The sequence below is a fragment of the Streptomyces sp. ITFR-21 genome (genome assembly GCF_031844685.1).
Classification (GTDB): domain Bacteria; phylum Actinomycetota; class Actinomycetes; order Streptomycetales; family Streptomycetaceae; genus Actinacidiphila.
In genome coordinates this window covers 5,873,368-5,893,417 of record NZ_CP134605.1, presented here as the reverse complement: position 1 = coordinate 5,893,417, position 20,050 = coordinate 5,873,368, and the positions used below count along the sequence as shown (strand labels likewise).

Below are 20,050 nucleotides of genomic sequence, written 5' to 3'. Positions count from 1 at the left end.
CCGCCGCCCGCCGGACCGTACAGGCGCCGGACCTCGCGCCGTACCGCCGCCCCGTCCCGAACCGCGGCAGCCGCGCGCCCGCCACCCCGCACGCCGCTCGCCGCACCCGCACCCACACCCACACCCACACCCACACGAACGGCGGACCCGGTCCGTGCGCCCCTCCCCCTTCGTCCTGCGAAAGAATGTACGGACGGCGGGCCGATTCGCCGATCGTCGGCCTGGCCATCCGGGGCGGAGCCGAGCAAAATCGGACGTGAACCACCAGAATTCCCCAAGAAGGCACCCCGAGCCGGCGCAGCCGCAGGCCGCGGGGGCCGCGGACCCGAGGAGCAGCACGATGCAGCAGGCGCCGCCGGACGGGACACTTCCCTACTACGAGGACGTGTCGCCCGGCACGGGAGCGGTGCCCGCGCGGGCCTGGTGGTCGGTGTCGGACGCGCGGCGGGTGAACCTCGGCGGGACCTGGCGGTTCCGGCTGTCGGCGACCGCGACCGCCGAGGACGACTCCTTCGCGCGGCCCGGGTACGACGCCTCGCGCTGGGACGTGCTGACGGTGCCAGCGCACTGGCCGCTCCAGGGGTACGGGCGGCCCGCGTACACCAATGTGCGCTATCCCTTCCCGGTCGAGCCGCCGCGGGTGCCGACGGAGAACCCGACCGGCGACCACCTGCGGATGTTCGACCTGCCGGACGACTGGCCGGGCGGGGCGGCGGTGCTGCGGTTCGACGGGGTGGACTCCTGCGCCCGGGTCTGGCTCAACGGCGTGGAGTTGGGGACGTTCAAGGGCAGCCGGCTGCCGGTGGAGTTCGCGGTGGGCGAGCAGCTGCGGCCGCGCGGCAACGTACTGGCGGTCCGGGTGCACCAGTGGTCGTCGGGCAGTTATCTGGAGGACCAGGACATGTGGTGGCTGCCGGGCATCTTCCGGGACGTGACGCTGATCGAGCGGCCCGAGGGCTCGGTCACCGACTTCTTCGTGCACTGCGACTACGACCACACCACCGGCACCGGCACGCTGCGGGTCGACTGCGAGCCCCGGGGGACGGTTACCGTACCGGAGTTGGGCCTGGACATCCCGACCGGTGAGCCGGTGACGGTGCCCGTCGAGCCGTGGTCGGCGGAGCTGCCACGGCTGTACGACGCGGAGTTGGCGACCGAGGGCGAGCGGATTCCGCTGCGGATCGGCTTCCGTACCGTGGCGGTCCAGGACGGGGTACTGAAGGTCAACGGGCGGCGGATCCTGTTCCGCGGGGTGAACCGGCACGAGTTCGACCCCGATCACGGCCGGGTGGTGGACCTGGAGACGATGCGCCGCGACCTGCTGCTGATGAAGCAGCACAACGTCAACGCGGTCCGTACCAGCCACTATCCGCCGCATCCGGCCTTCCTCGACCTGTGCGACGAGCTCGGGATGTGGGTGGTCGACGAGTGCGACCTGGAGACGCACGGCTTCCTGGAGGTGGGCTGGCGCGGCAACCCGGTGGACGACGAGCGGTGGACGCCCGCGCTGCTGGACCGGGCGGCCCGGATGGTGGAGCGGGACAAGAACCACCCGTCGGTGGTCATGTGGTCGCTGGGCAACGAGTGCGGCACCGGGCGGGGGCTGGCCGCGATGGCGTCGTGGATCCGCGGGCGGGACGCGGACCGGCCGATCCACTACGAGGGGGACTGGTCCTGCGCCGACGTGGACGTCTACTCGCGGATGTACACCGACCACGCCGAGACCGAGTTGATCGGGCAGCGGGCCGAACCACCCCTGGCGGACGCGGAGTTGGACCGGCGGCGGCGCGGCATGCCGTTCCTGCTGTGCGAGTACGCGCACGCGATGGGCAACGGGCCCGGCGGTCTGACGGAGTATCAGCGGATCTTCGAGACCTACGAGCGCTGCCAGGGCGGCTTCGTCTGGGAGTGGATCGACCACGGGCTGCGGCGCAGGGCCGCGGACGGGACGGCGTACTACGCCTACGGCGGGGACTTCGGCGAGGAGGTGCACGACGGGAACTTCGTCTGCGACGGCCTGGTCTTCCCCGACCGGACGCCCTCGCCGAGGCTGGTCGAGTACAAGAAGGTGATCGAGCCGGTACGGCTGACCGGGGACTGCGGGCGCGGCACCGTGACGGTCACCAACCGCCATGACTTCGCCGATCTTTCGGGGCTGGCGTTCCGATGGGTGTACGAGGAGGACGGCGTGGCCCGCGACGGCGGGCGGCTGACCGTGCCACCGCTCGGGCCGGGCGGGAGCGCGGAGTTGGGGCTGCCGGGGCTGTCAGGGCTACCGGGCGCCGATGACGCGTCGGAGGCGTGGTGGACGGTACGGGCGGTGCTCGCGGAGGACACCGCGTGGGCGCCCGCCGGGCACGAGGTGGCCTGGACGCAGTTCGAAGCGGCCCCCCGGCCTGCGCCCGTCAGGCGGACCACGGCCGGCCGGGGCGGACCGCACACCCCGCGGCGGGCCGGGGACGGGGTGATCGTGCTGGGGCCCGGCGCCTTCGACGCGGCGAGCGGCAGGCTGACGCGGCTGGCCGGCCTTCCGGTGCAGGGTCCGGTGCTGGACGTGTGGCGGGCGCCGATCGACAACGACCGCGGCCGGGACATCCATCCGGACGGTCAACTCGACCGGCGGTGGCGGGAGTCGGGGCTGCACCGGATGCGGCACCGGATCGCGCGGGTCGGTTTCGGCGGGGATACTTTGACCGTGGCCACCCGCGTCGCGCCCGCCGCCTCCGGGCTGGGGCTGCTTACCGTCTACTCGTGGTCGGCGACCGGTGACCGGCTGCGGCTGGACGTCCAGGTGACGCCGGAGGGCGACTGGGACCTGCCGCTGCCCAGGCTCGGGGTACGGATGGGGCTGCCGCCGGCGCTGGACACCGTCGCGTGGTACGGCGGCGGCCCCGGCGAGGCGTACCCGGACACCCGGGCGGCCTCCAGGATCGGCCGCTACCGCGCCACCGTGGGCGCGCTGCAGACGCCGTACGTGCGCCCGCAGGAGAACGGCGCGCGGGCCGACGTGCGCTGGGCGGAGCTGCGCGGCGCGGACGGCGCGGGGATACGGGTGGCGGGCGCCCCGGCCTTCTGGCTGACCGTCCGGCCGTGGAGCACGCAGGCGTTGGACGCCGCCGGGCACACCCATGAGCTGCGTGCCGAGGAGACCCTGTGGCTGCACCTGGACCACGCGCTGCACGGCGTCGGCAGCCACGCCTGCGGCCCTGAGGTGCTCCCCGCCTTCCGCCTGGCGGCGGCCCCGGCCGCCTTCTCCTTCACCTTCACCGAAGCCACCGCGTCCGCACCCGCGTCCGCACCCGCGTCCGCACCCGCTACGGCCGCCGACACCCCCGACGCCCCGGAACCCCGGTAGGCCCGCGGCCCCTCAGCCGGACGGGCCCCGCGCTCCCCCGCCCGCCCCCCGCGGGCCGGGGTCCGGGCGGGGACGCGAACCGGGTCGCGGGCGCGAACGCGGACACAGCAGAAGCAGCAGACGCGGCAGACGCGGCAGACGCAGACGGGAGCGCGGCCGGGTCCGGCCGCCTCGCGGGCCACATCGGCCGGCCCCGCAGGCTACTTCGGCCGGGCGACCTCGTAGCCGCCCTCGCGGTCGTCCCGGTCGGTGGCGTCGGAGGCCGCGGACGGGGGGAACGCCGGCCAGCCGCCGGCGGGCGGGAGGGCCACCTCGCGCCACCACCAGTCGTCGGGCCGCGGGACGGCGGGCTCGAAGGGCGCGCCGACACGAGGGGTGGCGATCGCGGCGCCGACCTCGCGGGCGGCGGCCACGGTGCCCTCGGCCGGTTCGGCCCAGGGGTGCTGGGCGAGGTTGAAGGTGCCCCAGTGGATGGGCATCATCACGCCGGCCGGTGTGCCGCCGGACAGGTCGACGTGCGCCCGCATGCCCTCGGCCGGGGTCATGTGGATGTCCGGCCAGAACTCGCTGTACGCGCCGATCTGGATCATCGTGGCGTCGAACGGGCCGTGCTCGGCGCCGATGTCGGCGAAGCCGGGGAAGTAGCCGGTGTCGCCGCTGTGGTAGATGCGGTGGGTGCCGTCGGTGACGGCCCAGGACGCCCACAGGGTCTGCTGGCGACCGCGCAGCCCGCGGCCGCAGAAGTGCCGGGCCGGAGTGGCGGTCAGGGTGAGGCCGGCCACCTCGGTGGACTCGTTCCAGTCCAGTTCGCGCAGCCGCTCCGGCGGTACGCCCCAGTGCTCCAGGTGGGAGCCGACGCCCAGCGGCACCGCGAACAGCACGTCGCCGCTGATCAGCGCGGTGATCGTCGGCATGTCCAGGTGGTCGTAGTGGTCGTGCGAGATGACCACCACGTCCAGGCCGGTGAGGGACGCCAGCGGTACGGGGGTGGGGTGGATCCGCCGGGGTCCGGCGAAGGCGAAGGGCGAGCAGCGCTCGCCCCAGACCGGGTCGAACAGCACCCGCCGGCCGCCGATCTCGGCGAGCACCGAGGAGTGGCCCATCCAGGTCAGCCGCAGCCCGGAGCCGGGCGGCTCGGCGATGTCGGCGAGGGTGGTGGGATGCACGGGGATGGGGCGGGCGGGCTTGCGGGACAGCCTGGCCTCCTTGCGGAGGTTGGCCGGCAGCGACTTGATCAGGCCGCCGCTGGGGACGCTGCGGGCCCCGACAGGGTTCACGAAGGCGCCGTCCGCGTAGTTCGGTGAGCGCAGGATGCGCTCCAGCCGGGCGCCGGCGGGGTCCGCGCCGAAGGGTGCGGGGCGCAACTTCACAAGGCGGGACGGCGGTCGGCCGGCTTCGGTCACGGGACCTCCAGGCAAGTTCGTCGGGCGGCGGGTTTTCGCCGGTCCCATTATGCTGCGGCGCCGAAGATCGGGTGGGCCCCGGCATCGCGCAGCGTCATGCCCCTGGTACGGCTTCGGCCCGCCGTACGACCGCACAGCCGGACGCCCGAACCGCCGCGCCGCCGGTCAGCCCGCCAACCCCCTGCGTTCCAGCAGCGGTTCGACTCTCGGCGGGCGTCCGAGGACGGCCTGGAAAGCCTGCATGGGGTCCACGCTGCCGCCCTTGGAGAGGAGTTCGCGGCGGAAGGTGTCACCGCTCGCGCGGCGCAGGCCGCCGTTGGCACCGAACCACCCGACGGTGTCGGCGTCCAGGACCTCGCTCCAGATGTAGGAGTAGTAGCCCGCGCTGTACTGGCCGTTGAAGACGTGGGTGAAGTAGGGGGTGCGGTAGCGCGGCGGGATCGCCGGCAGGTCGAGGCCGGCCCGCCGGAGGGCGGCGGCCTCGAAGGCGAGGGGGTCGCCGGGGTCGGCGCCGGCGGGCAGGGTGTGCCAGGCCCAGTCGAGCAGGGTCGCGGCGAGGTACTCGACCGTGCCGAAGCTCCGGCCGGAGCGGGCCGCCTCCCGCATCCGGGCGGCGGTGGCCTCCGGTATCGGCTCACCCGTCTCGTGGTGGGTGGCGTAGCGGGTGAGGACCTCGGGCCACAGCGCCCACATCTCGTTGACCTGGGAGGGGTATTCGACGAAGTCGCTGGGCACGGCGGTACCGGCGAAGAAGGGGTGGTGCACGGCCGAGAACAGCCCGTGCAGGGCGTGCCCGAACTCGTGGAAGAGGGTCCGCACCTGGGCGAGGGTGAGCAGCACGGGCTCGCCGGGGGCGGGCTTGGGGATGTTGTGGTTGTTGACGACCACCGGCCGGGTGCCGCGCAGGGCGGACTGTTCGACCAGCGCGTTCATCCAGGCGCCGCCGCGCTTGGAGTCGCGGGCGAAGAAGTCGCACAGGAACAGGCCGAGGCCGCTGCCGTCGGCGTCGAAGACCTCGAAGACCCGCACCTCGGGGTGGTAGCCGGGCAGGTCGGCGCGCTCGGTGAGGGTGATGCCGTACAGCTCGCGGGCGGCGTGGAAGACGCCGTCGCGCAGGACCTTGCCGAGTTCGAAGTACGGGCGCAGCGCGGCCTCGTCGACGCCGTGGCGCTCTTTGCGGAGCCGGCCGGACCAGTAGGCCCGGTCGCACGCCTCGACCGGCCCGCCGGCGAGTTGGGCCAGCGCGTCGGCCTCGCGCCGGGCGTCGGCGACGGCGGGCGGGACCAGCCGGGCCAGCAGGTCGGTGACGGCCTCGGCGCGGCCGGCCGTCCGGTCGGCGACGGCGTACGCGGCGTGGTTGTCGTAGCCGAGCAGGGCGGCGCGTTCGGCGCGCAGGGTGGCGATGGTGACGGCGAGCGGGCCGTTGGTGTCCTTGGCGCGGTTCAAGGAGAGGTCGAGCAGGCGCGCGCGGACCTCACGGTCCTCCAGGTCGGCGAGCTCCGGCTGGTTGGAGAAGTTCTTCAGGCTGATCGCCCAGCGGCCCTCGTGGCCCAGCCTGCGGGCGTTCTCGGCGGCCGCGGCGACGGCGGCGCGCGACAGGCCGGACAGCTGGGCGGGATTGTCCAGGACGAGTGCGTCAGCGGCGTTGGCGGCCAGCACGTTCTGGCCGAAGGCGGTGCAGGCGGCGGCGATCCGGGCGTTCAGGTCGCGCAGCCGCCGCTGCCCCTCGGCGGGCAGTTCCGCACCGGCCCGGCGGTAGACGGTGTAGTAGCGCTCCAGCAGCCGCAGCGAGACGGGGTCGAGGCCGAGCGTGTCGCGCGCGTCGTACAGCGCCGAGATACGGGCGAAGAGCGGTCCGTTCAGGTGCACGGCGTCGTCGTGCGCGGCGAGCATCGCGCTGATCCGCGGTTCGGCCTCGCGCAGCGCGGGGGTGAGGTGCGCGGACGCCTGGTTGTGGAAGACCGCGCGGACCCGGGCCAGCAGTTCGCCCGAACGCTCCAGTGCCAGCAGCGTGTTGTCGAAGGTGGCGGGCTCGGGATCGCCGGCGACGGCCTCCACCTGCGCAAGGTGCTCGGCCAGGGCGTGTTCGAAGGCGGGCAGGTAGTGCTCGTCCCGGATCTCGGCGAACTGCGGCAGCCGGTAGGGCAGGGGGCTGGGGCACAGCAGGGGGTTCGTCGTCACCTGCGCGACCCTACGCCGCGGGGCGCGGACGGAGAACGGCCCGCCCGGCGGGGGCCGGGCGGGCTCGGGACGATGGCGGTCGGTCTCGGCGGGTCTCGGCGGGCCGGCCCCGGCGGGGCGGGCCCGGCGCCGTCAGCCGCTCTTGCGGCGGAACTCGCGGGGGCCGCCGGCGCGGCCGTGGGCGCCGTGGACCTTGGACTGGTCGGGGCCCGCGCCGGCGGTGCCGCCTTGCCGGGCGCCCTGCTTGCGCAGCAGAGCCTCGCGGAACTTCCGCTTCACGTCGTCCTCGTCCTCGGCCGGCTCCGGTGTGCGGGGCGCGGTCTCGGGGTCGTCGGCCGCGGCGGCGTCCTGGGGGGTTGCGTCAGGGGCCACACTGGCCTCGTGCTCTGGGTCGGTCATACCACCAGCGTCGCATGTCCGGGGCCGACCGCCCACCCGATATCGCGTGCCGAGGCGGCGCGTGTACGGTTCCGGTCACCACCTCCGAGGAGGATCACACCCATGACCTGGCTGTTGTACGGCGCCACCGGGTACACCGGCCGCCTCATCGCGCGCCGCGCCGCCGCGCAGGGCCTGCGGCCGGTGCTGGCCGGCCGGAACGCCGCCAAGCTGCTGCCGCTTGCTGCCGAACTCGGCCTGGAGCACCGGGTGTTCGGGCTGAGCGAGCCGGCCGCGATACGCCGTGGGCTGGCCGGGGTGGACGCGGTGGCGCACTGTGCGGGTCCGTTCGCGCGGACCGCGCTGCCGATGGCGGCGGCCTGTATCGAGACGGGGACCCGGTATCTGGACATCACCGGTGAGATCGACGTCTTCGAGTCGCTGTACGCGCTGGGTCCGCGAGCGGCGGCGGCCGGTGTGACGCTGCTGCCGGGCGCGGGCTTCGACGTGGTGCCGACCGACTGCGTGGCGGCGCTGCTGGCCGCGCGGCTGCCGGACGCGACGCAGTTGGACCTGGCCTTCCTGACCGGCGGCGGGCCGAGCCCGGGTACCGCGCGGACGGCGCTGGAGGGCGCGGTGGGGGGCGGCCGGATCCGGGCCGGCGGGGAGATCCGCAGCGTGCCCTTCGGCTCCCGCCAGGTGCGGGCGGGCTTCGTCTCCGGGCCGCGCACGGTGGTGTCGGTGCCGTGGGGCGATGTCAGCACCGCGTACCACTCGACGGGTATCCCCGACATCACCACGTACACCGCGCTGCCGGGGCCCGCGCTGGCCGCGACCCGGGCGCTCAGGCTGGGGCCGCTGCGGGGCGCGGTGTCCGCCGCGGTCGGGCGGCTGGTGCGCGGGCCGGGCGAGCGGGCGCTGGGTGCCTCCAGCTGCGAGGTGTGGGGGCGGGCCCGGGACGCGGCGGGCAACACGGTGACCGCGACGCTGACCGGGCCGAGCCCGTACCGGCTGACCGCGGACGCGGTCCTGCGGATCGTGGTCCGGCTCGCGGAGCTCCCGGCCGGCTTCCAGACCCCGTCGCGCGCGCTGGGCGCGGACTTCGCGGGCACGCTGGACGGGGTGACGGTGGCGGTGGCGGCGCCGCGCTGACCGGGTCCGGCCGCCCGCTCCGGGGCGGCGGGCGGCGCGGCGCGGTCAGAGCTTGCGGGCGACGGCGCCGTAGAAGCCGACCCGGCTGACCTCTTCCGGGGTGGGCACCTTCCCGGGGCGCCACAGGGGGACCTGGACCAGGCCGGGGTCGAGCAGTTCGAAGCCGTCGAAGAAGCCGAGGATTTCGGTGCGCGGGCGAAGGTTCAAGGTGGCGGTGGCCTTCTCGTAGATCTTGAAGACCTCGGGCATACCGGCCTGGTGGAAGTCCGCGGTGCCGTGCGAGAGCACCAGGTAGCTGCCGGCGGGCAGCGCGTCGCGCAGCTCGGCGACCAGTCCGGCCGGGTCCTCCTCGTCGGTGATGAAGTGCAGGACGGCCACCAGCATCAGCGCGACCGGCCGGTCGAAGTCGATCAGCTTGCCGATGGTGGGGTGGTCGAGGATGGTACGCGGCCGGCGTATGTCACCGAGGAAGAAGCCGGTGTTGCCGGTGCCGGTGAGCCGGGCGCCGGCGTGGGTGGCCACGATCGGGTCGTTGTCGACGTAGGCGACGCGGCTGTCGGGGGCCACCGACCGGGCGATCTCGTGGGTGTTCGGCGAGGTCGGGATGCCGGTACCGATGTCGATGAACTGCTCGATGCCGCTGTCGGCCAGGAAGCGGACCGCCCGGTGCAGGAACTCCCGGTTGCCGCGGGCCCCGGGGACGATGTCGGGGATCAGGTCGATGACGCGTTGGGCGGCCTCCCGGTCGACCTCGTAGTTGTCCCGGCCGCCGAGGTAGTAGTCGTACATCCGCGCCGGGTGCGGCCGGCTGGTGTCGATCTCGTCAACCGGGAATCCCTGGTCGGTCACGCCGTTCTCCGCTCTGGCCGGGTCGCCGGCCGGTCGTTCAGTCGGTCGGCCTCCCCCGGACGGGCCGGGGGAGGCCGGGAAGCCGGTCGGCCGACGGCGGCCCCGGGGTTCGGTCAGAGCTTGCGGCCGACGCCGCCGTAGACCGAGATGCGGCGGACCTCGGAGGGCTCCGGCGGGGGGCCGTCCGGGCGCCACAGCGGCACCTGGACCAGGCCGGGGTCGAGCAGTTCGAAGCCGTCGAAGAGGGCCTTCACCTCGGCGTGGCTGCGGGCGGTCAGGCTCGCGGTGGCCCTCTTGTAGATCTCCAGCACCTCGCCGACGTGGTCCTGGTGGAAGTCGCCGGTGGCGTGCGAGAGCACCAGCAGGCTGCCGGGCGGCAGCGCGTCCCGGTAGGCGGCGATCATGCCGGCCGGGTCCTCGGCGTCGGTGACGAAGTGCAGGACCGACACCAGCATCAGCGCGACCGGCTCGTCGAAGTCGATCAGCTTGCCGATGGTGGGGTGGTCGAGGATGGTACGCGGCTCGCGCATGTCGCCCAGGAAGAAGCCGGTGTTGCCGGTGCCGGTGAGCCGGGCGCCGGCGTGGGTGGCCACGATCGGGTCGTTGTCGACGTAGGCGACGCGCACCTCGGGCGAGACGGCGTGCGCCAGCTCGTGGGTGTTCGGCGAGGTCGGGATGCCGGTACCGATGTCGATGATCTGCCGGATGCCGCTCTCGGCCAGGAAGCGGACCGCCCGGCCGAGGAAGTCGCGGTTGGCGCGGGCGCTCGCCGGCACCTCGGGGGCGACCTCCAGGATGCCGTGCGCCGCCTCGCGGTCGACCTCGTAGTTGTCCCGGCCGCCGAGGAAGTAGTCGTACATCCGCGCCGGGTGCGGCCGGCTGGTGTCGATCTCCTCGACGGGGAATCCCTGGTCGGTCACGCCGTCCTCCGCTTCGTCACTGCCTGGTGCTGGTTCCGCTGGTGGTGCGCGCCCGGCGTGCGGCGGGCGGTGATGGGTGTCGTCATGAGAGGAGGAAGTCCGCCTCGCCGGCCTTGGCGCCGAGGATGAACGTGGTGATCTCATGGTTGGTGTAGATCAGGGCCGGACCGTGCGGGTCGGTGGACTGCCGCAGCGCCACCCGTCCGTCGTTGAGCTTCTTCGCCTCGACGCAGGACCCGCCGTTCCCACCGCTCCAGGGCTTCCGCCAGCCGTCGACCCCCAGTTCGGTGGCGGGCATCCCATTGTAAACGCCGTCGTACACGGCTTCGTAGAAGTCCTCGTACGCGTATACGCCGTCGTAAAAAGCGGCGTCCCCGCGGTCGTTGGTGATGCGATCCATGGTTCAGATCTCCTTGCGCATGCCATCGAGGATGGCTTTGGTGCTCTGTGCCGGCGCGGCCTGCGCGCACATCCGGTCAAGTGCCTCCAGGAAGGTCGACACGTCGTCCCGTTCGTCGAAATAGACGCCGCCGACCAGGCTCTCGGCGTACGCGATGTCGGGGATTTCCTGGAGGTGGAACCGGAAGATGTGGAACGGCCCGTACATGGCCGGGTGCGGCCCCGCGGCGAACGGGATCACCTGCAGCCGTACGTTGACCTGTTCGGTGGCGTCCATCAGGGCGTCGATCTGGTCGCGCATGACCGCCCGCCCGCCGATCCGCCGGCGCAGTACCGTCTCGTCCATCACGACCCACAGCAGCGGCGGCGCCTCACGGCGCCGGAGCAGCGCCTGGCGCTCGATGCGCAGGGTGACCAGCCGGTCGATCTCCTCCGGGGCCGCGTGCGGCATCCCGGCGCGCAGCACGGCGCGGGCGTAGTCGGGAGTCTGCAGCAGACCGGGGACGTAGTGCGGTTCGTAGGCGCGGATGACGGCGGCTTCGCCTTCGAGGCTGACGAAGGCGCTGAACCAGTCGGGCAGCACATCGCGGAAACTGTGCCACCAGCCGGGGCGGTTGGCCTCGCGGGCCAGCGCGAGAAAGCCGCCGATCTCCTCGGCGGAGGTTATGCCGTATGTGGTGAGGAGCTTTTCGACGTACGGGAGCTTCAGCCCCACTTCCGCCTTTTCCATCCGGCGGATGGTGGCGTGTGTCACGTCGAGGGCGCGCCCGGCTTCCTCGTAGTTGAGGCCCGCCTGTTCCCGGAGATCCTGGAGGCGTTTCCCGAGCACCATGCGCAGGACGGTCGGAGCACCACCCGGCCGCGGGTCCATCACGAGCCTCATCCTCCAACTTCCTTGGCTGGCAAGCAGTGTGTCATGTCGTCCGCGCCGGGCGACAGCGCGTCCAGGCGGTTCTGCAAATTACAGATCGGAACCTTGCCATGTGTCCGTCACGGGCCCCATAGTTGCGGCGTGGTTCCTTCACTTGACGCCGTACGGCACGACAGCCGGGACGGCGTCGGCTACCCCGGCCGCCGCGACGTGTTCCGGCTGCCCGCGCTCAGTGCGTCCGTGGCGGACGCCCGCGGGCGCGTCCGGGCGTGCCTGACCGAGTGGGGCGTCGACCCGGAGTTGTGCGACGACGCCAGCCTCGTGGTGACGGAACTGTTCACCAACGCGGTACGGCACACCGACAGCGAGAAGATCACCTGCGCGTTGCAGGTCTGCGGTGCGGTCGTCCGGCTGGAGATCACCGACCAGGGCAGGGGAACCGGGGTCCCCGAGCCCTGTGCCGCCGAAGCCGACGAGGAAGGCGGGCGCGGGCTGCTCCTGGTGAGCGTGCTCTCGCTGGCCTGGGGATCGGACCCGGCAGACGGCGGTACCGGGCGCGTGGTGTGGGCCGAACTGGCCCCGCACCACGCGCCTTGACTTTCCCCGGCATCGGGTCGGGCTAGAGCGGCAGCAGGTCGGGCCGCTTGGGCGCGACCGCGTCGCCCGAGGACTCCCCGCGCAGCCGCCGCCCGATCCAGGGCACCAGGTGCTCGCGGGCCCAGACGATGTTGTCCCGGCGCACCTGCGACGCCGGGCGCCGCGGCTCCGGCGCCCACGGCTGGTCCGGGTCGGCCGGCACCTCCAGACCCAGCACCTGGGCGGCCCGCAGCGCGACCCGGGTGTGCCCCTCAGGCGACAGGTGCAGCCGGTCCGGGCTCCAGGCCCGCCGGTCCTGCACCGAGCGCAGCGACCACAGGTCGAGCACCGGGCAGTCGTAGCGGTCGGCGATGGCCCGTACGTGGGCGGTGTAGGTGGCGATCCTGCCGCGCAGATGGCGCAGCACCGGCACCTCGCGGGTGTCGAAGCCGGTGCAGACCAGCACCGTGCCGACCGCCGAGCCGAGGTCGGCGACGGCCGCCTCGAAGCGTTCCGCGATGGCGTCGGGGTCGCTGCCCGGCCGCAGGATGTCGTTGCCGCCGGCGCAGAACGTCACCAGGTCCGGGGCGAGTTCCTTGGCCCGTGGCACCTGCTCGGCCACGATCCGGTCGAGCAGCCGGCCGCGCACCGCGAGGTTGGCGTAGCGGAAGTCGCCGGGCGGCGCGGATCGCGCCCGCCGGTCGGCGAGGAGGACGGCGAGCCGGTCGGCCCAGCCGAGGTAGGTGCCGTCGGGACCGGGGTCGCCGACACCTTCGGTGAAGCTGTCCCCCACCGCGGTGTACGACCCGATCACGTTCTTGCCGTCGGGCCTGCCGCCCGCCTGCGTATCGTCAGCCACGTCAAGCCATCCTGCTCCTGCGGCCCCGGCCTACGCGACCGTAGGAAGGCGGTACCGCGGCGTGATTCATACCACCGGGCCGGGCGGGCCGGGCCCGGTACGGTCGGACCGGGTCGGACCGGGTCGGGCGGCCGCATACCGGCCGGTACCACGTCACCTCGCTGCCGTATCGTCGGCGTTGCCCCAGGGCCGGCCCCAGCCCCCGGCCCCAGCCGCAACCGAGGAACGAGGAGCGCCGGTGACGCAGGAAGCGCGGCAGTCCGCCCCGACCGGTCCAGAGCCGGAGCCCGAACTGACAGGTGTCCGCAACTTCCGCGACGTCGGGGGCCTGCCCACCCGCGACGGCCGCCGGGTCCGGCCGGGCGTGCTGTTCCGCAGCGGCCACCTCGCCCACGCCACCGCCGCCGACACCGCCTTCCTCACCGGGCTCGGCCTGCACACCGTCTTCGACTTCCGCAACGACAACGACATCGCGCTGGAGGGACCGGACCCGGTGCTGCCCGGCACCCGCAACCTCAACCTGCCGCTGAGCGACCCCGCCGAGGGGCACGGCTTCTGGCGCACCGTCCGTGACGGCGACGTGGCGACGCTGCGCGAGCTGCTGGGCGGCGGCAGGGGCGCAGCCCGGATGGCCGCGGCCTACCGCAGGCTGGTCCTGGAGCGCACCGGCGAGCACTCCCGGATGCTGGCGCTGCTCTCCGAGCCGCGGGATCCGGCGGTTCCCGCGCTGCTGCACTGCGCGGCGGGCAAGGACCGGGCGGGTACGGCCATGGCGATCATCCTGCTGGCGCTCGGTGTCGAGCGGTCCGCGATCGAGGCGGACTACCTCAAGAGCAACGCCCGAGGGCGCCGCTACAAGGTGGTGCGCGGCGACGGCACCACCGGCGCGGCGATCGACCCGGAGGTCGCGGCGCTCATCGGGGCCCTGTTCGAGGCCCGGGTGGAGTACCTGCGGACGGCCTTCGACACCGTCGACGAGCGGTGGGGCTCGGTGGACCGCTACCTGGAGGAGGGCCTGGGCCTGACCCCGGAGCGGCGCGAGCGGCTCCGGGAGCGGCTGCTCACCAACTGACCGGGCGCCGGACGGGGTCGCCGGCGGCGGGAAGGCGCGCTTCCCGCGGCGGGGGCGGGCGGTACGCGAGGGGGCCCGCCGCGGCACGCGGGGCCGGCTCACCACCCGCCGTCCTCCTCGGCCGCCGCGTCCCGCGCGTTTTGGGTCTCCCTCGCCGCCGGCCAGGGCGGTCCGCCGCCCCGCAGCACGGCCTGCTCGGGTTCGGCCACCCAGCCGGCGGCCAGTACCAGGCCGCTGGTCCGGTGGACGGCGAGGAAGCCGAACGGCCGCTCGAAGTCGACCGAGACGGTCCTGGCCCGTTCCCGCGGCGCCGCTCCCCCGGCGGCCAGTGCGAACGCGGTCACCGCGGCCGCCTCGAAGCCCTCCGCCCGGAAGGCGGCGGTCACCGCCTGCCGGGCCTGGCCGACCGCCAGCGGGATGTCGCTGATCCCCGGGAAGTGGCCCTGCCCGGGGTCCGCGGCGCCGACCAGGCCGAACAGCTCCGCGCGGGCCAGCAGGTCGTGGTCGGCGCCGACGGTGAACGCGGGGGTGCTCACCGCCAGTGTCGCCTCCGGCACCGGGCTCGCGACGTATCCGACCTTCACGCCGGGTCCGGCGTCGCCCTCGGGCAGCAGACTGCCGGGCACGCTCTCGTACGCCCCCGCGAGCGCGAGGGTGCCGGCCTCGATGACGGCGCCGGGCGCCTGCTCGGGCCCGCCCAGCAGCAGGTGCACGTCGATGCCGCCGTCGCCGCGCACCGCCAGCACGGTCAGCGGCCCGCGCGGGGTCGCGGCGACGGCCACCTCGTCCAGGTCGGTGTCCAGGCGCCGCAGCCCGGCCAGTTCGCGCCGCTGCCAGGGGCCGGACTCCGGCCGCATCCAGCCGGGTCGGAACGGCTGCCGCCACGCGGTCCGCACCGACAGCGCGCTGGCCAGCACCAGCAGCGTCTCCGCGGAGACCTCCAGTGGCAGCCGCGGTACCAGGCCCCCGGTGCCGCGGTCCGCCCACGCGTCCAACGCGGCCCGGTCGGTGGCCGGTTCGCCGGTGAGGCGGCCGGTGACGGCGGGCGGCAGCCGGCTGAGCCACTCCTCGCGCGGCTTGACCTCGTCCCTGGTCCACACCCCGAGGGCGGCCGCCAACCCGTCCTGGGCGCCGAGGATTTCGAGCAGCTCCCGGCCCCTGGCGATCGCGGTGGGCGGGCTCACGCCCAGGGCGGCCGCCAGTTCGCCCCGGGCGGTCCCCTCGGCGGCGCCGCCGAGGAAGGCCAGCAGCGGCCAGACGCCGACGGCGCTGAGCACGGTGTTCTCGCCCGGAACAGCCGACTCCCGCGCCCAGCGCGCGGTCAGTTCGTTGACGGCGAGCACGGTGCCGGCGAACACCGTGTTCCCGGCCGCCGCGCCGGCCGCCACCGCGTCGTACCCGCCATCGGCCACAGTGCCTCCTGGATCACGACCTGTTGGCGACCGCCTGCTTGACCAGGGTCCGCCCGAAGTCCCACATCAGACCGCCGCCACCGTGCGCGTCGTCCATCACCTCGGTGAAGGCGGTGACGAAGCGGTCGACGTCCGCCTCGTCGACGATCAGCGGCGGGATCAGCTTGATGACCTCCAGGTGGTCCCCGGAGACCTGAGTGAGGATACGGTGCCGCTGGAGCAGCGGCACCACCACCATTTGGGCGAACAGGCCCTTTCGCGCCGTCTGGAGCATCGTCCAACGGCTGCGCAGGCCCAGGGACGTGGGGCGGCCGAACTCGATGCCGATCATCAGGCCCCGGCCGCGCACCTCCTTGAGCAGCTCGTACCTGTCGGTGAGGGCGGCCAGCCGGGTGCGCAGCAGGTCGCCGTTGCGGCGGGCGCCGGCCACCACCTGCTCGTCGTCCATCACCGACAAAGTGGCCAGACCCGCCGCCATGGCCTGGGCGTTGGAGCCGAAGCTGGCGGAGTGCACCAGCACCCGGTCCATCGAGGAGTAGACCTTCTTGAAGATCCAGTCCCTGCCGAGGGTGGCGCTGATCGGCACATAGCCGCCGGACAGCGACTTGGCGACGCACACCAGGTCCGGCTCGACCCCCTCCTCGTGCTGGTAGGCGTAGAAGTCGCCGGTCCGGCCGACGCCGGTCTGCACCTCGTCGGCGATGAGCAGCGCCTTGTGCCTGCGCAGCAGTTCCTGGGCGGCGGGCAGATAGCCGGGCGGGGCCGCGTGGACGCCCTTGCCCTGGATCGGCTCGACGATCAGGGCCGCCACGTCGCCGCGCTTCAGCTCCTTGGCCAGCGCGTCCAGATCGCCCAGCTCGACGGCGGTGTCGGGCAGCAGCGGGGCGAAGCCGTCCCGGAAGCCGCCCTCGCCGTTGACCGACAGCGAGCCGGTGGTCAGGCCGTGGAAGGCGTGGGTGCAGTAGAGCACCCTGGGCTTGCCGGTGGCGTAGCGGGCGAACTTCAGCGCGGTCTCGACCGCTTCGGTGCCGCTGTTGCCGAAGAACACCCGGTCCAGGTGCGGGGAGTACGTCAGCAGCTTCTCGGCGAGCAGGCCGGGCAGCGGCTGGCAGTCGAAGCGGGTGAGGTCGGGCAGCCCGGCGTCGAGCACGTCGTGCAGCGCCTTGCGGACCACCGGGTGGTGCCGGCCCAGGCCCATCACGCCGAAGCCGGCCAGCATGTCGAGGTAGTCGTTGCCCTCGGCGTCCCAGAAGTGGGCGCCCTCGGCCCGCTCGTAGTACTTGTCGAAGCCGATGGTGTGCAGCATCCGCGGCAGCTGGTGGTTGAGGTGCCTGGAGTGCAGGTCGTAGCGCTCGCCGCCGCGTTCGGCGAGCAGCGTCGCCAGATCGAAGCCCTTGGGCTGCCCGCCGGCCGCCGGGGCGGCCCCGGCCCCGGGTGTCGCGTCAGACGATGTCATCGTTCACCTGCTCCTTGCGTGGGTGGATCCGTACCGAAGTATGCGCGGGAATCCGTCCGGGGACGTCGGCGGTCCCGGTGCGTTCCGCGACACGTGTCAGGGTGGCACCGATCCGGCCGGCGATCCCGGCCGGGGTCAGCCCGATGTCGGCGAGGATCTCGCCGCGTCCGGCGTGCGCGAGGAACTGCGGCGGGATGCCGAAGTCGCGCAGCGGCACGTCCACTTCGGCGTCGCGCAGCGCCTGGGCGATCGCGGCGCCGACGCCGCCGACCCGCCCGTTGTCCTCCACGGTGACCACCAGCCGGTGCCGGGCGGCCAGTTCGGGCAGCGCGGGATCGACCGGCTTGACCCAGCGCGGGTCGACCACCGTGCTGGTGATGCCGCGGGCGGCCAGCAGCTCGGCAGCCGCCAGGCAGGTGGCGCCGAGCGCGCCGACCGAGACCAGCAGCACGTCGCCGGCCGCCGGTTCGTCCCCGGACGCCCGTACGCCGCTCGCCCCGGCCTCTTCCGGGCGGCGCAGGACGTCCATGCCGCCGATCCGGCCCACGGCGGGCAGCGGCTCGCCTGCGGTCTCCTTGGGGAAGCGGACGACGGTCGGCGCGTCGGACACGTCCAGCGCCTCGCGCAGTTGGGCGCGCAGCTGGTCGGCGTCGCGCGGGGCGGCGATCCGCAGGCCGGGGACGACCTGGAGGATCGACATGTCCCACATGCCGTTGTGCGAGGCGCCGTCGCTGCCGGTGACGCCGGCCCGGTCCAGGACGAAGGTGACCCCGCACCGGTGCAGCGCCACGTCCATCAGCACCTGGTCGAAGGCCCGGTTCAGGAACGTCGCGTAGACCGCCACCACCGGGTGCAGACCGCCGGTGGCCATACCCGCCGCGGACGTCGCCGCGTGCTGCTCGGCGATGCCGACGTCGAAGACCCGGTGCGGATAGGCGCGGGCGAAGCCTGCCAGGCCGACCGGCTGGAGCATGGCGGCGGTGACGGCCACCACGTCGGGCCGCTCGTCGCCGATCCGTACCATCTCCTGGCCGAACACCGAGGTCCAGGAGGGGCCCTGGGCGGGGGCCAGCGGGCGGCAGGTCAGCGGGTCCATCGCGCCGACGGTGTGGAAGCGGTCGGCCTCGTCCTGCTCGGCGGCGGCGTAGCCGCGGCCCTTCTCGGTGAGGCAGTGCACCAGTACCGGGCCGCTGAAGCGGCGGGCGCGGCGCAGCGCGGACTCGACCGCCTCGATGTCGTGGCCGTCGATCGGTCCGAGGTACTTCAGCCCCAGGTCCTCGAACATGCCCTGCGGCGCGAAGGCGTCCTTGAAGCCCTTCTTGGCGCCGTGCAGGGACTCGTAAAGCGGCTGGCCGATGACGGGGGTCTGCTGGAGCAGCTGTTTGCCCCAGGACAGGAAGCGCTCGTAGCCGTCGGTGGTGCGCAGGGTCGCCAGGTGGTTGGCGAGGCCGCCGATGGTGGGGGCGTAGGAGCGCTCGTTGTCGTTGACGACGATGATCAGCGGCCGGTCCCTGGCGGCGGCGATGTTGTTCAGCGCCTCCCAGGCCATGCCGCCGGTGAGCGCGCCGTCGCCGATGACGGCCACCACGTGGTCGTCCCGGCCGCGTATCTCGTTGGCCTTGGCCAGGCCGTCGGCCCAGCCCAGCACGGTGGAGGCGTGGCTGTTCTCGATCACGTCGTGCTCGGACTCCGCCCGCGACGGGTAGCCCGACAGGCCGCCCCTGCTGCGGAGCTTGGAGAAGTCCTGGCGGCCGGTGAGCAGTTTGTGCACGTACGACTGGTGGCCGGTGTCCCACAGAATCCGGTCGGCGGGCGAGTCGAAGACCCGGTGGAGTGCGATCGTCAGCTCCACCACGCCCAGATTCGGTCCCAGGTGGCCGCCGGTCCTGGCGACCGCCCGGATCAGGAAGTCGCGGACGTCGGCGGCCAGTTCGTCGAGCCGGCCGTCGGGCAGCGCCTTCAGGTCGCGGGGGCTTCGGATGTTCTCCAGCATCGACATGTATGGACCTCGTTCCCCTGCCGGGATTGCTTCGTATCGCCGGCCGCCTGTCGCCGGCCTGCGACGGTACGCGGACGGGCCACCGGCGACGGCGCGTACGCCGCGCCGGTGGCCCGTCCGCGATTCATCGGGAGGTCACTTCGCGCGGTTGGACGCGACGGTCTCCCGGGCGGCGCGGATGGACTCCTTCAGGGAGCCCATGGTGGCCAGTACGGCGGTGGGCTCGTAGCCGCAGTGCGCCATGCAGTTGTCGCAGCGGTCGTCCTTGCCGCGACCGTACTTGTCCCAGTCGGTCTTCTCGATCAGCTCGTCGTACGTGGGCACGTACCCGTCCGCCATCAGGTAGCAGGGGCGCTGCCAGCCGAAGAGGGAGTAGTTGGGGATGGCCCACGCGGTGCACGGGAAGTCGGCCTTGCCCTCCAGGAAGTCCAGGAAGAGCGGGGAGTGGTTGAGCCGCCACTTGCGGCGGTTGCCGTCGCCGAACGCCTTCTTGAACAGCTCACGGGTCTGCTCCACGCCCAGGAAGTGCTCCTGGTCGGGGGCCTTCTCGTAGGCGTACGCGGGCGACAGCATCATCTCGTCGACCTCGAGCTCGTCATTGAGGAAGTTGAGCACCTCGATGATCGTCTGCGGGGTGTCGGTGTTGAAGAACGTGGAGTTGGTGGTCACCCGGAAGCCGCGGCGCTTGGCCTCCTTGATGGCCTCCACCGCCTCGTCGAAGGTGCCTTCCTTCGCCACCGACTCGTCGTGCCGCTCGCGCATGCCGTCGATGTGCACGGTGAACGCGAAATAGGGCGACGGGGTGAATTTGTCCATCTTCTTGCGGAGCAGCAGCGCGTTGGTGCACAGGAACACGTACTTCTTGCGCTTGACCAGCTGACGCACGATCTCGTCGATCTGGGGGTGCATCAGCGGCTCGCCGCCCGCGATGGAGACCATCGGCGCACCCGACTCCAGCACCGCGCCGACGGCCTGGGCCACCGGCATGCGCTGCTTCAGCACTCCGGCCGGGTGCTGGATCTTGCCACAGCCCTCGCACTTGAGGTTGCAGGCGAAGAGCGGTTCGAGTTCGACGATCAGCGGGAACTTTTCGCGTCGCCTGACCATTTTCTGTTCGAAGAGATACGACGCGACGCGGACGGTCTGACGGAGCGGCATAGCCATCTAG

General features: G+C 73.3%; 16 protein-coding genes. 4 read left to right on the top strand and 12 right to left on the bottom strand.

The window, feature by feature from the left end; genetic code table 11:
- Window positions 1-340 precede the first annotated feature (340 nt).
- Window positions 341-3,355, top strand: coding sequence for a glycoside hydrolase family 2 TIM barrel-domain containing protein (locus RLT57_RS26315; RefSeq protein WP_311299731.1), 3,015 nt, complete (start codon window positions 341-343; stop codon window positions 3,353-3,355).
- Window positions 3,356-3,555: 200 nt separating this feature from the next.
- On the opposite strand, the gene RLT57_RS26310 is transcribed toward RLT57_RS26315, so the two are convergent.
- The 3 genes from RLT57_RS26310 to RLT57_RS26300 all read right to left on the bottom strand — a co-directional run bounded on the left by RLT57_RS26310 (window position 3,556) and on the right by RLT57_RS26300 (window position 7,338).
- Window positions 3,556-4,758: an MBL fold metallo-hydrolase gene (locus RLT57_RS26310; RefSeq protein WP_311299730.1), complete on the bottom strand. Its 1,203-nt coding sequence runs from the start codon at window positions 4,756-4,758 to the stop codon at window positions 3,556-3,558.
- A gap of 165 nt (window positions 4,759-4,923) precedes the next feature.
- The gene (locus RLT57_RS26305; RefSeq protein ID WP_311299729.1) at window positions 4,924-6,939 is read right to left on the bottom strand and encodes a M3 family metallopeptidase; all 2,016 of its coding nucleotides are present in this window, start codon (window positions 6,937-6,939) and stop codon (window positions 4,924-4,926) included.
- A gap of 132 nt (window positions 6,940-7,071) precedes the next feature.
- Window positions 7,072-7,338, bottom strand: coding sequence for a DUF5302 domain-containing protein (locus RLT57_RS26300; RefSeq protein WP_311299728.1), 267 nt, complete (start codon window positions 7,336-7,338; stop codon window positions 7,072-7,074).
- A gap of 102 nt (window positions 7,339-7,440) precedes the next feature.
- Between RLT57_RS26300 and RLT57_RS26295 the strand changes: the two genes are divergently transcribed.
- A complete protein-coding gene (locus tag RLT57_RS26295; protein WP_311299727.1) occupies window positions 7,441-8,469 on the top strand; it encodes a saccharopine dehydrogenase family protein in 1,029 nt (342 codons plus the stop codon).
- A 45-nt stretch (window positions 8,470-8,514) separates the two neighbouring features.
- On the opposite strand, the gene RLT57_RS26290 is transcribed toward RLT57_RS26295, so the two are convergent.
- The 4 genes from RLT57_RS26290 to RLT57_RS26275 all read right to left on the bottom strand — a co-directional run bounded on the left by RLT57_RS26290 (window position 8,515) and on the right by RLT57_RS26275 (window position 11,469).
- Entirely contained in the window at window positions 8,515-9,318 is an 804-nt protein-coding gene (locus tag RLT57_RS26290) for an SAM-dependent methyltransferase (protein ID WP_311299726.1), read from the bottom strand.
- 113 nt (window positions 9,319-9,431) lie between these two features.
- Window positions 9,432-10,238 (bottom strand): SAM-dependent methyltransferase, encoded by an 807-nt coding sequence (locus RLT57_RS26285; protein ID WP_311299725.1) that lies wholly within the window; start codon window positions 10,236-10,238, stop codon window positions 9,432-9,434.
- An 82-nt stretch (window positions 10,239-10,320) separates the two neighbouring features.
- The gene (locus RLT57_RS26280; protein WP_311300879.1) at window positions 10,321-10,536 is read right to left on the bottom strand and encodes a DUF397 domain-containing protein; all 216 of its coding nucleotides are present in this window, start codon (window positions 10,534-10,536) and stop codon (window positions 10,321-10,323) included.
- A gap of 105 nt (window positions 10,537-10,641) precedes the next feature.
- The gene (locus tag RLT57_RS26275) at window positions 10,642-11,469 is read right to left on the bottom strand and encodes a helix-turn-helix domain-containing protein (protein ID WP_311300878.1); all 828 of its coding nucleotides are present in this window, start codon (window positions 11,467-11,469) and stop codon (window positions 10,642-10,644) included.
- A 180-nt stretch (window positions 11,470-11,649) separates the two neighbouring features.
- Here RLT57_RS26275 and RLT57_RS26270 point away from each other — a divergent pair, with 180 nt between their 5' ends.
- The gene (locus tag RLT57_RS26270) at window positions 11,650-12,105 is read left to right on the top strand and encodes an ATP-binding protein (RefSeq protein WP_311299724.1); all 456 of its coding nucleotides are present in this window, start codon (window positions 11,650-11,652) and stop codon (window positions 12,103-12,105) included.
- 22 nt (window positions 12,106-12,127) lie between these two features.
- Here the strand turns inward: RLT57_RS26270 and RLT57_RS26265 are convergent, their stop codons facing one another.
- A complete protein-coding gene (locus tag RLT57_RS26265) occupies window positions 12,128-12,943 on the bottom strand; it encodes an SGNH/GDSL hydrolase family protein (RefSeq protein ID WP_311299723.1) in 816 nt (271 codons plus the stop codon).
- A gap of 238 nt (window positions 12,944-13,181) precedes the next feature.
- On the opposite strand from RLT57_RS26265, the gene RLT57_RS26260 reads away from it, so the two are divergent.
- Entirely contained in the window at window positions 13,182-14,015 is an 834-nt protein-coding gene (locus tag RLT57_RS26260) for a tyrosine-protein phosphatase (RefSeq protein ID WP_311299722.1), read from the top strand.
- Between the two features lie 98 nt (window positions 14,016-14,113).
- Here the strand turns inward: RLT57_RS26260 and RLT57_RS26255 are convergent, their stop codons facing one another.
- From RLT57_RS26255 to hpnH, 4 genes are all read right to left on the bottom strand, one after another.
- The gene (locus tag RLT57_RS26255) at window positions 14,114-15,427 is read right to left on the bottom strand and encodes a serpin family protein (RefSeq protein ID WP_311299721.1); all 1,314 of its coding nucleotides are present in this window, start codon (window positions 15,425-15,427) and stop codon (window positions 14,114-14,116) included.
- 13 nt (window positions 15,428-15,440) lie between these two features.
- Window positions 15,441-16,883, bottom strand: coding sequence for an aspartate aminotransferase family protein (locus tag RLT57_RS26250; RefSeq protein ID WP_311299720.1), 1,443 nt, complete (start codon window positions 16,881-16,883; stop codon window positions 15,441-15,443).
- Window positions 16,870-18,882, bottom strand: coding sequence for a 1-deoxy-D-xylulose-5-phosphate synthase (gene dxs / locus RLT57_RS26245; protein ID WP_311299719.1), 2,013 nt, complete (start codon window positions 18,880-18,882; stop codon window positions 16,870-16,872). The genes RLT57_RS26250 and dxs overlap by 14 nt, the downstream gene beginning before the upstream one ends.
- A 135-nt stretch (window positions 18,883-19,017) precedes the next feature.
- Complete coding sequence (gene hpnH / locus RLT57_RS26240; RefSeq protein WP_311299718.1) at window positions 19,018-20,046, bottom strand: adenosyl-hopene transferase HpnH; 1,029 nt, start codon at window positions 20,044-20,046, stop codon at window positions 19,018-19,020.
- Between the last annotated feature and the right edge of the window lie 4 nt (window positions 20,047-20,050).

Excerpts from the sequence above, each read along its gene's own strand:
- hpnH (WP_311299718.1), bottom strand. The coding sequence starts at position 20,046 with ATGGCTATGCCGCTCCGTCAGACCGTCCGCGTCGCGTCGTATCTCTTC.
- RLT57_RS26250 (WP_311299720.1), bottom strand. The coding sequence starts at position 16,883 with ATGACATCGTCTGACGCGACACCCGGGGCCGGGGCCGCCCCGGCGGCC.
- dxs (WP_311299719.1), bottom strand. The coding sequence starts at position 18,882 with ATGTCGATGCTGGAGAACATCCGAAGCCCCCGCGACCTGAAGGCGCTG.
- RLT57_RS26300 (WP_311299728.1), bottom strand. The coding sequence starts at position 7,338 with ATGACCGACCCAGAGCACGAGGCCAGTGTGGCCCCTGACGCAACCCCC.
- RLT57_RS26315 (WP_311299731.1), top strand. The coding sequence starts at position 341 with ATGCAGCAGGCGCCGCCGGACGGGACACTTCCCTACTACGAGGACGTG.
- RLT57_RS26275 (WP_311300878.1), bottom strand. The coding sequence starts at position 11,469 with ATGGTGCTCGGGAAACGCCTCCAGGATCTCCGGGAACAGGCGGGCCTC.
- RLT57_RS26280 (WP_311300879.1), bottom strand. The coding sequence starts at position 10,536 with ATGCCCGCCACCGAACTGGGGGTCGACGGCTGGCGGAAGCCCTGGAGC.
- RLT57_RS26295 (WP_311299727.1), top strand. The coding sequence starts at position 7,441 with ATGACCTGGCTGTTGTACGGCGCCACCGGGTACACCGGCCGCCTCATC.